Origin of the sequence: Kitasatospora sp. NPDC096128 (assembly GCF_040303105.1) — a bacterium.
Classification (GTDB): Bacteria; Actinomycetota; Actinomycetes; order Streptomycetales; family Streptomycetaceae; genus Kitasatospora.
Genome location: NZ_JBEOSP010000008.1, coordinates 17,263 through 31,697 on the forward strand (window position 1 = coordinate 17,263; position 14,435 = coordinate 31,697).

At 71.8% G+C, this 14,435-nt stretch carries 8 protein-coding genes; 7 read left to right on the plus strand and 1 reads right to left on the minus strand.

The window, feature by feature from the left end:
• Positions 1-125: 125 nt before the first annotated feature.
• Positions 126-2,888, plus strand: a complete 2,763-nt coding sequence (secA, locus tag ABTY61_RS11370; RefSeq protein ID WP_350504727.1) for a preprotein translocase subunit SecA — start codon at positions 126-128, stop codon at positions 2,886-2,888.
• A 74-nt stretch (positions 2,889-2,962) separates the two neighbouring features.
• Here secA and ABTY61_RS11375 read toward each other — a convergent pair whose 3' ends face one another.
• Positions 2,963-3,481 (minus strand): Rv3235 family protein, encoded by a 519-nt coding sequence (locus ABTY61_RS11375; protein WP_350504728.1) that lies wholly within the window; start codon positions 3,479-3,481, stop codon positions 2,963-2,965.
• A gap of 349 nt (positions 3,482-3,830) precedes the next feature.
• Between ABTY61_RS11375 and ABTY61_RS11380 the strand changes: the two genes are divergently transcribed.
• From ABTY61_RS11380 to ABTY61_RS11405, 6 genes are all read left to right on the plus strand, one after another.
• Positions 3,831-4,958: a patatin-like phospholipase family protein gene (locus ABTY61_RS11380; protein ID WP_350504729.1), complete on the plus strand. Its 1,128-nt coding sequence runs from the start codon at positions 3,831-3,833 to the stop codon at positions 4,956-4,958.
• Positions 4,959-5,046: 88 nt separating this feature from the next.
• A complete protein-coding gene (locus ABTY61_RS11385; protein ID WP_350504730.1) occupies positions 5,047-5,556 on the plus strand; it encodes a DUF6912 family protein in 510 nt (169 codons plus the stop codon).
• Between the two features lie 84 nt (positions 5,557-5,640).
• Positions 5,641-6,297, plus strand: coding sequence for an HAD family hydrolase (locus ABTY61_RS11390; RefSeq protein ID WP_350504731.1), 657 nt, complete (start codon positions 5,641-5,643; stop codon positions 6,295-6,297).
• Positions 6,298-6,426: 129 nt separating this feature from the next.
• A complete protein-coding gene (pruA, locus tag ABTY61_RS11395; RefSeq protein WP_350504909.1) occupies positions 6,427-8,052 on the plus strand; it encodes an L-glutamate gamma-semialdehyde dehydrogenase in 1,626 nt (541 codons plus the stop codon).
• A gap of 286 nt (positions 8,053-8,338) precedes the next feature.
• A complete protein-coding gene (locus tag ABTY61_RS11400; RefSeq protein ID WP_350504732.1) occupies positions 8,339-13,285 on the plus strand; it encodes an NAD-glutamate dehydrogenase in 4,947 nt (1,648 codons plus the stop codon).
• A gap of 136 nt (positions 13,286-13,421) precedes the next feature.
• Positions 13,422-14,252 carry a hypothetical protein gene (locus tag ABTY61_RS11405; protein ID WP_350504733.1) on the plus strand — a complete coding sequence of 277 codons (831 nt, stop codon included), beginning with the start codon at positions 13,422-13,424 and terminating at the stop codon, positions 14,250-14,252.
• The last annotated feature ends 183 nt before the right edge of the window (positions 14,253-14,435 follow it).

Here is a 14,435-nt window from a genome sequence, read left to right on the forward strand (position 1 = left end):
GACACGGGAATACCGTGCTGACGCACCTCCCGGGGCATTGGACTCCTCGCATACGATGGCCCGTGCGGTGGGGTGGACCCCCCGTGCAGTCGTCCAGTGCCAATACAGGCAAGGAGCCCGCTCAAGTGTCCGTCTTCGACAAGATCCTGCGCGCCGGCGAAGGCAAGATCCTTCGCAAGCTGCAGCGGATTGCTGCCCAGGTCAACTCCATCGAAGAGGACTTCGTCAACCTCACCGACGCCGAGCTGCGCGCGCTGACCGACGAGTACAAGCAGCGGCTCGTCGACGGCGAGACGCTGGACGACATCCTCCCCGAGGCGTTCGCCACCGTCCGCGAGGCTGCCAAGCGCGTGCTCGGCCAGCGCCACTACGACGTCCAGATCATGGGCGGCGCGGCCCTGCACCTCGGCTACGTCGCCGAGATGCGCACCGGTGAGGGCAAGACCCTCGTCGGCACCCTGCCCACGTACCTGAACGCGCTGACCGGCAAGGGCGTTCACCTGATCACCGTCAACGACTACCTCGCCGAGCGCGACTCGGAGTGGATGGGCCGGGTGCACCGCTTCCTCGGCCTCGAGGTCGGCGTGATCCTGGCGAACATGACGCCCGCCGAGCGCAAGCGCCAGTACGCGATGGACATCACGTACGGCACGAACAACGAGTTCGGCTTCGACTACCTGCGCGACAACATGGCCTGGTCGAAGGACGAACTCGTCCAGCGCGGCCACAACTTCGCGGTCGTCGACGAGGTCGACTCGATCCTCATCGACGAGGCCCGCACCCCGCTGATCATCTCCGGCCCGGCGGACCAGGCGACCAAGTGGTACGCCGACTTCGCCAAGCTGGTGCTGCGCCTGAAGATCGACCGCGACTACGAGGTCGACGAGAAGAAGCGCACCGTCGGCGTCCTCGAGGAGGGTGTCACCCGGGTCGAGGACTACCTGGGCATCGACAACCTCTACGAGTCGGTGAACACCCCTCTGGTCGGCTTCCTGAACAACGCCATCAAGGCGAAGGAGCTGTACAAGAAGGACAAGGACTACGTCGTCATGAACGGCGAAGTCATGATCGTCGACGAGCACACCGGCCGTATCCTGGCCGGCCGCCGCTACAACGAGGGCATGCACCAGGCGATCGAGGCCAAGGAGGGGGTGGAGGTCCAGAACGAGAACCAGACGCTGGCCACCATCACCCTGCAGAACTTCTTCCGCCTGTACGACAAGCTTTCCGGCATGACCGGTACCGGCACCACCGAGGCCGCCGAGTTCCACCAGATCTACAAGCTCGGCGTGGTGCCGATCCCGACCAACAAGACGCCGCTGCGCATCGACCAGCCCGACCTGATCTACAAGTCGGAGCCGGCCAAGTTCGCCGCCGTGGTCGAGGACATCGCCGAGAAGCACGAGAAGGGCCAGCCGGTGCTGGTCGGCACCGTGTCGGTCGAGAAGTCCGAGTACCTGTCGCAGGAGCTGCGCAAGCGCGGCATCCCGCACGAGGTGCTGAACGCCAAGCACCACGAGCGCGAGGCGCAGATCGTCGCCCAGGCCGGCCGCAAGGGTGCCGTCACCGTCGCCACCAACATGGCCGGCCGCGGTACCGACATCATGCTCGGCGGCAACCCGGACCACCTGGCGGCGGCCGAGCTGGCCCAGCGCGGGCTCTCCGCGAGTGACAACCCGGAGGAGTACGAGGCCGCGTTCCCGGCCGCGCTGGAGAAGGCCAAGGCCTCGGTCAAGGCCGAGCAGGACGAGGTCAAGGAGGCCGGCGGCCTCTACGTCCTCGGCACCGAGCGGCACGAGTCCCGCCGGATCGACAACCAGCTGCGCGGCCGCTCCGGCCGTCAGGGCGACCCGGGCGAGTCCCGCTTCTACCTGTCGCTGGGCGACGACCTGATGCGGCTGTTCAAGGCCGGCATGGTCGAGCGCGTGCTCTCGATGGCCAACGTGCCCGAGGACGTGCCGATCGAGTCCAAGATGGTCACCCGCGCGATCGCCTCCGCGCAGACCCAGGTCGAGCAGCAGAACTTCGAGATCCGCAAGAACGTCCTGAAGTACGACGAGGTGCTCAACCGCCAGCGCGAGGTCATCTACGGCGAGCGCCGCCGCGTGCTGGAGGGCGAGGACCTGCAGGAGCAGGTCGGCCACTTCATGGACGACACCGTCGAGGCCTACGTCAAGGCGGCCACCGGTGAGGGCTTCGAGGACGACTGGGACCTCGACAAGCTCTGGACCGCGTTCAAGCAGCTCTACCCGATCACCCTGGACCTCGCGGAGCTGGAGGAGGAGGTCGGCGGCCCGGCCGGCCTGACCCCCGACTTCCTGATCAAGGTCGTCCAGGAGGACATCCAGGCGCAGTACGGCGCCCGCGAGGACCAGCTCGGCGAGGAGATCCTTCGCGAGCTGGAGCGCCGCGTCGTGCTGTCGGTGCTGGACCGCCGCTGGCGCGAGCACCTCTACGAGATGGACTACCTCCAGGAGGGCATCGGCCTGCGGGCCATGGCGCAGCGCGACCCGCTGGTCGAGTACCAGCGCGAGGGCTTCGACATGTTCACCGCGATGATGGAGGGCATCAAGGAGGAGTCCGTCGCCTACCTGTTCAACCTGGAGGTCCAGGTCGAGCAGCAGGTCGAGGAGGTGCCGGTGGAGGACGCCGAGGTGCTGCTCGACAAGCTGGAGAAGGACGCCGCCCGCCCGGAGATCAAGGCCAAGGGCCTGGAGGCCCCGAAGTCGCAGCGGCTGCACTACACGGCCCCCTCGGACGAGGTCGGCGGCGGTGTCATCGAGGGCGACTTCGAGGACGGCGTGCCGGACGACGAGGGCGACGGGCTGACCCGCGCCGAGCGCCGCAAGGCCGCCAAGTCCGCCAAGGGCCGCCGCCGCAAGGGCTGAGCGAGCCGCAGGACGCCGTGCAGGGCGCCGCTCCCGTACCGGGGCGGCGCCCTGCGCCGTCCCCGCCGCGGTCGTCACCGCGCCTCCACGGCGGTGCACTGCCACTGACCGGCCGGGCCGCGCTGTTCCAGCCGGAAGGCCACCATGTGGTGCCGTCGGCCGAGGTCGACCCGGACGCAGGCCTCGACGGCGTCGGGCGAGGGTGACCGGTCGTGCACCGGACCGAGCCGGGGCCGGTCGGCGGGGCCGCCGCGGCGCAGCGCACCGGCCCGGACCAGCGAGGCGAGCTGCCCGTAGCCGTCCAGGCTGGTGTGCCGCATCAGCTGCCCGGAGGGCCGGGCGCCGGTGAGCACCTCGACCAGCTGGTGGGCGAACCGGGCGGCGAGCACCCCGGCGTCGTGCCGGGCGGGGCCGGACCCGGGTGCGGGCCCGGGACGGCCGGCGGACCCGGGGGCGGAGCAGGCGGCGCGCGGGTGGCGGGGGTGCCGCCCGGCCGGGTCGCAGCCGCCGGTGGCGCGGGCCCGGCGGTGCGGGCGGGCGGTCAGGTGAGTGGTCGGGTGAGTGGTCGGCTGGGTGTTGAGGCTGGCGGTCACGGTGGCTCCCGGCAAGGGTGGTACGGGTACTGACGGCTCCAGGCTGGCGGCGGTGATCACCAGGCGGCAACGCCTTTGCGCGCGGCCCGGGGGCCGGTGCGAAGTTCACCTATCCGGGTGAGGCGACCAGTGCGGCGACGGGCCCGGCGGGCATCCCGACACCACCCCGTTGACGTGCGGGGACGGGCCGTACGGCTCGAAAGGGGACGCCCCGGTACGGCGGACCGGGTGGCTCCGGGCCGGGCTCCCGTTGCGCCGCCCGGCCGCCCGCGCGCACCATCGGAGCCTGAACCGAACCCGATGACGACGGGCGGCCGGGATGGCGACAGCCGGGACGACCACACGGGCGGTGGCGGGGGCGAGCACGACCGCCGGAGCCGGGGGCGCGCCCCGGCGCGGCCTGGTGCTGGGCGGCGGCGGGATGCTCGGCGCGGCCTGGACGGTCGGCGCGCTGTGCGCCGTCGAGGAGGCCGCCGGGCACGGGCCGGGCGAGGCGGACGTGCTGCTCGGCACCTCGGCGGGCGCGATCCTGGCCGCGATGCTGGCCGGGGGCGTGCGCCCCGAGCAGCTGCGCGACCACCAGCGCGGCCTGCCGATCACCGAGGGCCCGCTGGCCGGGGTGGCCTTCGACTACGACACCGCGGTGGGCGGGGCCCTGCCGCCCCGGCCGCGGGCCGGGATCGGCTCGCCGGACCTGCTGCGGGACGCCGTCCGGCACCCGCGCGAGTACCCGCTGCTGACCATGGTCTCGGCGATGGCGCCGCACGGCCGGGGCTCGCTGGCTCCGGTCGGCGAGCTGGTGCGCGGACTGCTCGGCGCGGGCGGCTGGCCGGTTCCGGGGAACGCCGCTGGCGAGGGCGAGGGCGGGGGCGGGGGCGAGGCGGCGGGCGAGGCGGCGGGCGCCGTCCCGCCGAGCGCGGCCGCCGCCCCGCTGCGGGTGGCCGCGGTCGACTACCGCAGCGGCCACCGGGTGGTCTTCGGCGACCCGGACGCCCCCGACGTCCCGGTGGCCGACGCCGTGATGGCCTCCTGCGCGATCCCCGGCTGGTTCACGCCGGTGCGTCTGGACGGTTCGGCCTACGTGGACGGCGGCTGCTGGTCGGCCACCAACGCCGACCTGCTGCTCGGCCGCGGCCTGGACGAGGTGTACGTGCTCGCCCCGATGGCCCTGCGGCTGGGCCCGCGGGCCCAGCGCAGCGGCCGCGGCACGGCGGCCGCGCTGCGCGAGTGGCGGGCCCGGGACCGCCCGCGCGGTGTGCTGGCCCAGCTGGTCAGCCGCTACCGCCGCGCGGTGACCCGGCAGCTGCTGCGCGAGGCCGCGCTGCTGCGGGCCGAGGGGGTCCGGGTGCGGCTGCTCGCGCCGACGCTGGCCGACCTGGCGGTGATGGGCCCGAACCTGATGGACCCGGCCCGCCGCGGCGAGGTGCTGGAGAGCGGCCTGCGCAGCGTCAGGGAGGCGCTGCGGGCGGCGCGGTAGTTTCCCGGCTCAGGTGATCACACCCGGTGCGGCTGAGCTTATTCTTGGGGCGCTGGAGTAGCTTCGCGGAAACCGGAGAGTGCCACCGATGCGCGTGTACGTGCCCACCACCCTGACCGGCCTGGCGGCGGCGCACGAGGGCGGTGCCCTGGACGAGTCCGCGGCGTACGCCGTCACGCCCGCGCTGCGCGAGTGGTACGTCAGCGACGACCTGGAGGAGCTGGAGTACGCGGCGCTGAACCGGGCCGCGCAGTCCTCGCTGCGGCTGCTGGCGGCCGACCCGGACTCCCCGCGCCGGCGCGTCGTGGTGGCGCTGGACGTGGCCGACTCGGCGGTGCGGCCCTTCCCCGGTGACGAGTACCAGGACCAGGCCTCGCTCGGCCGGGTGGTGCTGGCCGGCCCGGTGAAGCTGGCGAAGGCCGCCGCGGTGCACGCGGACGTGGCCGACGACGAGGTGGTCGAGGACGTCGCCGCCGCGGTGGCGGCGGTGGCCGCGGCCGACGCGGGCGACCAGGACGCCCAGTTCACCGTGGACGGCGCCGAGGACCACGACCTGCTCTGGTACGCGACCCAGGAGATCCCGTCCCTGCTGGCCTAGCCGTGCCGGACACGCCTCCGGACCGCTGCGGGGGTGACCCCGCTCCTATCGGCGTGTCGGCCGTCCGGGTTACCGTTTGACCCCGTGCGCACTCACATCGTTTGGGACTGGAACGGGACGCTCTTCCACGACATGGACGCCGTCCTCGGCGCCAGCAACGCCGCGTTCGCGACCATCGGCATCGAGCCGATGAGCTTGCAGGAGTACCGGGAGCAGTACGAGATCCCGATCCCCCGCTTCTACCAGCGGCTGCTCGGCCGGATGCCCTCCGCGGAGGAGTGGCTGAGGCTGGACGACGCCTTCCACGACCGCTACGTCGAGCTCAGCCCGGCCTGCGGCCTGACCGCGGGCGTGCCCGAGCTGCTGGCGGGCTGGCAGGCGGCCGGGCACAGCCAGTCCCTGCTGTCGATGTACGAGCACGAGAAGCTCGTCCCGCTGGTCGACGGCTTCGGCCTGACCGGCAGCTTCCTGCGGGTGGACGGCCGCAGCGGCCCGTCCGGCGGCCAGAAGGCCGAGCAGCTGACCAGGCACCTGGCCGAGCTCGGCGAGCGGGTCGACCCGGCCCGTACGGTGCTGATCGGTGACGCCGCGGACGACGCCCTGGCGGCGCTGCACGCGGGGGCCCGCGCGGTGCTGTACACCGGGGGCTCGCACACCCGGGAGAAGCTGGAGCCGGTCGGCGTCCCGGTGGTGGACAGCCTGGCCGAGGCGGTCGAGCTGGCGGGCCGGCTGACGGGCTGAGCGGAGCCGTCGGGGCGGCGGACGTGGCGGGCGCCACGTCCGCTGTTGGCGTGTCTGGAGGGGCGGAACCGCCCCGCCCTGGTCAGGCTGGAGTCGAACCCCAGCCGCCAGGACGGAGCCGCCATGCCCATCGACGCAGTCACCGAGGTGCCGACCCCGGTCAACGAGCCGGTGCGGTCGTACGCGCCCGGCAGCCCGGAGCGGGACCGGCTGGTCCGGCGGCTGGACGAGCTGGCGGCCGAGCAGGTCCCGCTGCCGATGACCATCGGCGGCGAGCAGCGCTTCGGCGGCGGTGAGCGGATCGACGTCGTGCAGCCGCACCACCACGCCGCCAAGCTGGGCGTGCTCGGCAACGCCACCCGGGAGGACGCCCGGGCGGCGGTGGACGCGGCGCTGGCGGCCGGGCGGCAGTGGCGCTCGCTGTCCTTCGACGACCGGGCGGCGGTGTTCCTGCGGGCGGCCGAGCTGCTGGCCGGGCCGTGGCGGGAGACGCTCAACGCGGCGACCATGCTCGGCCAGTCCAAGACCGCGCAGCAGGCCGAGATCGACTCCGCCTGCGAGCTGATCGACTTCTGGCGGTTCAACGTCGGGTTCGCCCGGCAGGTCCTGGCGGAGCAGCCGATCTCCTGCCCGGGGGTGTGGAACCGGGTCGACCACCGCCCGCTGGAAGGTTTCGTCTACGCGGTCACCCCGTTCAACTTCACCGCGATCGCCGGGAACCTGCCCACCGCACCCGCGCTGATGGGCAACACCGTGGTCTGGAAGCCCGCGCCGACCCAGACCCTGGCCGCGTGCCACCTGATGCGGCTGCTGGAGGCGGCCGGTCTGCCGCCCGGGGTGATCAACCTGGTCACCGGTGACGGCCTGCAGGTCTCCCCGGTGGTGCTCGCCGACCCGGCCCTCGCCGGGCTGCACTTCACCGGCTCGACCGCCACCTTCCAGTCGCTCTGGCAGACCATCGGCGCGAACATCGGCGGCTACCGCACGTATCCGAGGATCGTCGGCGAGACCGGTGGCAAGGACTTCCTGCTGGCCCACCGCTCGGCCGACCCGGAGATCCTCAGGACCGCGATGATCCGCGGCGCCTTCGAGTACCAGGGCCAGAAGTGCTCGGCGCTCTCCCGCGCCTACCTGCCGCGCAGCCTCTGGCTGAGGATCAAGGACGACTTCCTGGCCGAGGTGGACGCCCTGACGGTGGGCGACGTCACCGACCTGTCGAACTTCATGGGCGCGCTGATCGACAAGCGCGCCTTCGAGAAGAACCGCACCGCGATCGAGCGGGCGAAGGCCGACCCGACCGTCGAGCTGGTGGCCGGCGGCCAGTACGACGACGCGATCGGCTGGTTCGTCCGGCCGACCGTGCTGGTCTCCTCGGACCACCGGGGCGAGATCTTCCGCACCGAGTACTTCGGCCCGATCCTGGCGGTCCACGTCTACGAGGACTCCCGCTGGGACGACGTGCTCGGCCGGATCGACTCGGGCGCCCCGTACGGCCTCACCGGCGCGGTGATCGCCCAGGACCGCTACGCCATCGCCCAGGCGGTGGAGGAGCTGCGCTTCACCGCGGGGAACTTCTACATCAACGACAAGCCCACCGGCGCCGTGGTCGGACAGCAGCCCTTCGGCGGCTCCCGGGCCTCCGGGACCAACGACAAGGCGGGCGCCGCCCAGAACCTGCTGCGCTGGACCTCGGCCCGGGCGATCAAGGAGACCTTCGTCCCGCCGACCCAGCACGGTTACCCGCATATGGGCTGAAAGCGAACACGACGCTCCGGTTTGGACATGGTGTCCAGGACGGACCCGACATCCTGCGAGTTTGCGCCTCCCTGTCCCTGTGCACCTTCGATTGATCCGGTTAGGCTGGCTGGCGTCGTCGGGTGGCTTGCAGGACGAACGAGTCGTCCTACCCGCTGGGAGGGCGTTTCATGCGTGCCATGAGCCCCTTTCAGTCGGACGGTGCGGCAGGATTGCGAGCGACCCGTCGGTGTACACCCACACACCACCGAGTCACGCAACGGCGCGCGACAGGAGCCAAGAAGTCATGCAGACCAAGCTGGACGCAGCCAAGGCCGAACTGCTCAAGAAGGCAGCCGCAGCCGCTGAGAACAGCCAGGTGGGGGGAGCGGCGCCGGGGGAGGGTCTGAGCAACGGTGCTCTGACCGCGTACCTGCACCACTACTACCTGCACACGGCGCCCGAGGACCTGGTCGACCTCGACCCGGTCGACGTGTACGGCGCGGCCGCCTCCCACTACCGCCTGGGGCTCAACCGGCCCCAGGGCACCGCCGAGGTGCGGGTCCACACCCCCTCGGTCGAGGAGAACGGCTGGTCCTGCGGCCACACCGTGGTCGAGGTCGTCACCGACGACATGCCCTTCCTGGTCGACTCCGTCACCAACGAGCTCTCCCGCCAGGACCGCGCGATCCACCTCGTCGTCCACCCCCAGCTGGTCGTCCGCCGTGACATCACCGGCAAGCTGCTGGAGATCCTGGACGTCGACGCCTGCGCCCGCAGCCAGGCCGCCGGCGCCGAGTGGCCCGCCGACGCGACCGTCGAGTCGTGGATGCACGTCGAGATCGACCGCGAGACCGACCGCGACGACCTGCGCACCATCGAGACCAACCTGCGCCGCGTGCTCGGCGACGTCCGCGAGGTCGTCGAGGACTGGGGCAAGATGCGCGACAGCGCGCTGCGCCTGGCCGACGAGCTGGCCGAGGAGCCCCCGGCCGAGCTGCCCGAGCAGGAGGTCGGCGAGGCCTGGGAGCTGATGCGCTGGCTCGCCGACGACCACTTCACCTTCCTCGGCTACCGCGAGTACGACCTGGTCGAGCACGAGGGCGAGGAGGTGCTCAAGGCCGTCGCCGGGACCGGCCTCGGCATCCTGCGCTCCGACCCGCACAGCCATGACGACCGCCACCACTCGGTCTCCGAGGCCTTCGGCCGGCTGTCCGCCCCGGTCCGCGCCAAGGCCCACGAGAAGAAGCTGCTCGTCCTGACCAAGGCCAACAGCCGCTCCACCGTGCACCGCCCGGCCTACCTCGACTACGTCGGCGTCAAGAAGTTCAACGCCGCCGGCGAGCCGACCGGCGAGCGCCGCTTCCTCGGCCTGTTCTCCTCCGCCGCCTACACCGAGTCGGTCACCCGCATCCCGGTCGTGCGCCGCAAGGTCCAGGAGGTGCTGGACGGCTCCGGCTTCTCCAGCGAGAGCCACGACGGCCGCGACCTGCTGCAGATCATGGAGACCTTCCCGCGCGACGAGATCTTCCAGACCTCGGCCGCCGAGCTGCTCTCCATCGCCACCAGCGTGCTCTACCTGCAGGAGCGCCGTAAGCTGCGCCTCTTCCTGCGCCAGGACGAGTACGGGCGCTACTTCTCCGCCTTCATCTACCTGCCGCGCGACCGCTACACCACGCGCATCCGGCTGCTGCTCACCGACATCCTCAAGGAGGAGCTGAACGGCGCCACCATCGACTACACGGTGTACGCCACCGAGTCGGTGCTGACCCGCCTGCACTTCGTGGTCCGGGTCGCCCCGGGCACCGAGCTGCCCCGGCTCACCGACTCCGACATCGAGCGGATCGAGAACCGCCTGGCCGAGGCCGCCCGGTTCTGGATGGACGGCTTCCACGACCAGCTGCACACCGAGCTGGGCGAGGAGAAGGCCGCCGAGCTCGGCCACAAGTACGCCAACGCCTTCCCCGACGGCTACCGCGCCGACTTCTCGCCGCGCACCGCCGTCTCGGACATCAAGCAGATCGAGTCGCTGCACGGCGCGGGCGACTTCCGCCTGAACCTGTACCAGCCGGTCGGCGCGGGCGACGACGAGCGCCGCTTCAAGATCTACCGGGTCGGCGGCCCGATCTCGCTCACCGAGGTCCTGCCGGTGCTCCAGCGCCTGGGCGTCGAGGTCCTGGACGAGCACCCGTACGCGCTGCGCCGCTCCGACGGCACCACCGCGTGGGTGTACGACTTCGGCCTCAAGCTGCGCGAGGCCACCGAGCTCACCGACGAGGCCCGGGAGCGCTTCCAGGAGACCTTCGCCGCGACCTGGACCGGCAAGGCCGAGAACGACGGCTTCAACGAGCTGGTCCTCACCGCCGGGCTGAACTGGCGCCAGGCGATGGTGCTGCGCGCCTACGCCAAGTACCTGCGCCAGGCGAACTCCACGTTCTCCCAGGACTACATGGAGGACGCGCTCCGCAACAACACCCACACCACCCGCCTGCTGGTCAACCTCTTCGAGGCCCGGCTGAGCCCCAGCCACCGTTCCGGTGCACTGGAGCTGACCGAGGGCATCCTGGAGGAGCTGGCCGGCGCGCTCGACGAGGTCGCCTCGCTGGACGAGGACCGCATCCTGCGTTCCTTCCTGCACCTCATCAAGGCCACCCTGCGGACCAACTTCTTCCAGCACGACGGCTCCGGCGAGTGGCACTCCTACGTGTCGATGAAGTTCGACCCGCAGGCCATCCCGGACCTCCCGGCCCCGCGCCCGGCGTTCGAGATCTGGGTCTACTCGCCGCAGGTCGAGGGCGTGCACCTGCGCTTCGGCAAGGTCGCCCGCGGCGGTCTGCGCTGGTCCGACCGGCGCGAGGACTTCCGCACCGAGATCCTCGGCCTGGTCAAGGCCCAGATGGTCAAGAACACCGTCATCGTCCCGGTCGGCGCCAAGGGCGGCTTCGTCGCCAAGCAGCTGCCGGACCCGTCGGTGGACCGCGACGCCTGGCTGGCCGAGGGCGTCTCCTCGTACAAGACCTTCATCTCGGCGCTGCTCGACATCACCGACAACCTGGTGGCCGGCGAGGTCGTCCACCCGGCCGACGTGGTCCGCCACGACGAGGACGACACCTACCTGGTCGTCGCCGCCGACAAGGGCACCGCGACCTTCTCCGACATCGCCAACGGCGTCGCGGAGTCGTACGGCTTCTGGCTGGGCGACGCCTTCGCCTCCGGCGGCTCGGCCGGCTACGACCACAAGGGCATGGGCATCACCGCCCGCGGCGCCTGGGAGTCGGTCAAGCGCAACTTCCGCGAGCTGGGCCACGACACCCAGACCGAGGACTTCACGGTCGTCGGCATCGGCGACATGTCCGGCGACGTCTTCGGCAACGGCATGCTGCTCAGCGAGCACATCCGGCTGGTCGCGGCCTTCGACCACCGCCACATCTTCCTGGACCCGAACCCGGACGCGGCCGTCTCGTACGCCGAGCGCCGCCGGCTGTTCGACCTGCCGCGCAGCTCCTGGGACGACTACGACAAGTCGCTGATCTCCACCGGCGGCGGGGTCTTCCCGCGCAGCGCCAAGTCGATCCAGGTCAGCGCCCAGGTCCGGGCCGCCCTGGGCATCCAGGAGACCCGCCTGACCCCGGCCGAGCTGATGAAGGCCATCCTCCAGGCGCCGGTCGACCTGTTCTGGAACGGCGGCATCGGTACCTACGTCAAGGCCTCCACCGAGACCAACGCCGAGGTCGGCGACAAGGCCAACGACCCCATCCGGGTCAACGGCGAGCAGGTCCGGGCCCGGGTCATCGGCGAGGGCGGCAACCTCGGCTGCACCCAGCTCGGCCGCATCGAGTACGCGGCCACCGGCGGCCCCGAGGGCAACGGCGGCTGGATCAACACCGACGCCATCGACAACTCGGCCGGCGTGGACACCTCGGACCACGAGGTCAACATCAAGATCCTGCTCAACCAGGTCGTCGCCGAGGGCGACATGACGGTCAAGCAGCGCAACGCCCTGCTCGCCGAGATGACCGACGAGGTCGGCCACCTGGTGCTGCGCAACAACTACGCGCAGAACGTGGTGCTGGCCAACGCCGTCGCCCAGGCGCACAGCATGGTCAACGTCCACGCCCGGATGATCAACCGGTTCGAGGCGGCCGGCCGGCTCGACCGCGGGCTGGAGTTCCTGCCCGCCGAGCGGCAGATCCGTGAGCGCCAGCAGAGCGGCCGCGGCCTCTCGCAGCCGGAGATGTCCGTCCTGCTCGCCTACACCAAGATCATCCTGGCCGACGAGCTGCTGGCCACCGACCTGCCCGACGACCCGTACTTCCGCACCGCGCTGCACGACTACTTCCCGAGCGCGCTGCGGGCCAGGTTCGCCGACGCGATCGACAACCACGCGCTGCGCCGCGAGATCATCACCACGCTGATCGTCAACGACACGATCAACCGCGGTGGCTGCACCTTCGCCTTCCGCCTGAAGGAGGAGACCGGCGCGACCTACGAGGAGATCGCCCGGACGCACACCGCCGCGCGGGCCGTCTTCGGCCTGGAGGAGATCTGGGCCGAGATCGAGGGCCTGGACAACAAGGTCCCAGCCCGGATCCAGACCAAGATGCGGCTGCACTCGCGGCGCCTGGTCGAGCGCGCCACCCGGTGGATGCTCAACAACCGCCGCCAGCCGCTCGACATCGCCGGCACCATCGAGTTCTTCCACGACCGGATCCACCAGGTCTGGGGCTCGCTGCCCAAGCCGCTCCGCGGCGAGGACCTGACCTGGTTCGAGGGCATCCAGGGCGAGCTCGCCGCAGCCGGTGTGCCGGACGCCCTGGCCACCCGGATCGCCGGACTGTCCTCGGTCTTCCCGACCCTGGACATCACCGAGGTCGCGGACCGCTCCGGCAAGGACGTCGCCGAGGTCGCCGAGCTGTACTACGACCTGGGCGACCGCCTGCAGATCTCGCACCTGCTCGACCGCATCATCGACCTGCCCCGCACCGACCGCTGGTCGTCGATGGCCCGGGCCGCGATCCGCGAGGACCTCTTCGCGGCGCACGCGGCGCTGACCGCCGACATCCTGGCCTGCGGCCCCGACGGCGCCAGCCCCGAGGAGCGCTACACCGCCTGGGCGGACCTCAACTCCACCCTGCTGAACCGGGCCAAGGCCACCCTCGACGACATAAGGGGTTCGGACAACTACGAGCTGTCCAGCCTCTCGGTCGCGATGCGCGTCATCCGCACGCTGCTGCGCACCGGTTCGATGCGCTGACGGACGGCTGTACCGGAAGGGCCCGCGTCCTCGGACGCGGGCCCTTCCGCGTTCCTTCCCCCGCCCGGAAACCGATTGTGGGTCGTGGGCGCACCTTCGGTACGGTGCTCCCGAACGAACTTTTGGGGGGCACCACATGGGGAAGTACCGGGGACCGATCCGCGCAGTGGGCGCGGCCGTCTCGGTGGCGCTGCTGGTCGTCGGAGCGGCGGCCTGCGGCACCGATGACAAGAAGGACACGGCGAAGGCCGACTCCACCGCCACGGCTCCGGCGGCGCCGACGTCCAAGGCACCGGAGGCCTTCTCGGCGGCCGGCTACCGCGGCCTCGAGCCGGGGATGGCGAAGGACGCCGGGCTGGCCACCGGCGCCCTGGAGGCGGCACCGGTCTCGCTGCTCGACGGCTGCACCGACTTCGTCTACAAGGGCGGCCCGGCACCGGACAAGACCCGGATGGACGCCGAGGCGGCCACCGAGGCCCGCTACAAGGACCTCAACGCCCAGGCGGACGCGGCCAAGGGCAAGGCCCCCGCCCCGGCCTCCACACTGCGCCCCGGCGCCTCCGCGCAGGAGGCTGCCACAGCCGCCGCCGGTTCGGCCGCCGCGGCCAAGGACTCGGCCGCCACCGCCAAGCTGATGGCCGACGCCACCCGGTCCATCGCGGACATGTGGGTGGCCCGGGAGGCCAAGGACAAGGCCTTCCTGGCCACCGGCCGGGTCTCCTTCGCCGCCACCGGCCTGCGCGAACTGGTCGCCCCGGCCGAGGCGAAGACCGCAGAGGGGATCGGGGCCGGCTCCACCCTGGACGCCCTCCAGGCGGCGTACGGCGCCAAGGGCCTCCAACTGGCCAAGAGCGGCAAGTACGAGCTGCCGGTCGACGGGCAGCAGGGCTGGACGTACGAGTTCACCGTGGACGGCGGCACAGTCGTCGGGATGGCCGTGGCCAACCGCGACGTCAAGTGCGTCTGACCGGCTGACAACCGGGCGCTCTGGCAGGGAGTCCGTGCCCGCGCAGGGCTGCGCGGGCACGGACGACACCGCCCGCCGCGGCGGTGGCGCCGGTGCCGACGGTCCTGCTGCCGAGGCCCGCGCACGGGCGGCAGACCCCGGGCCGGGGCACCGGATCGTGGCACTCGGCGCAGTCCACGTAGG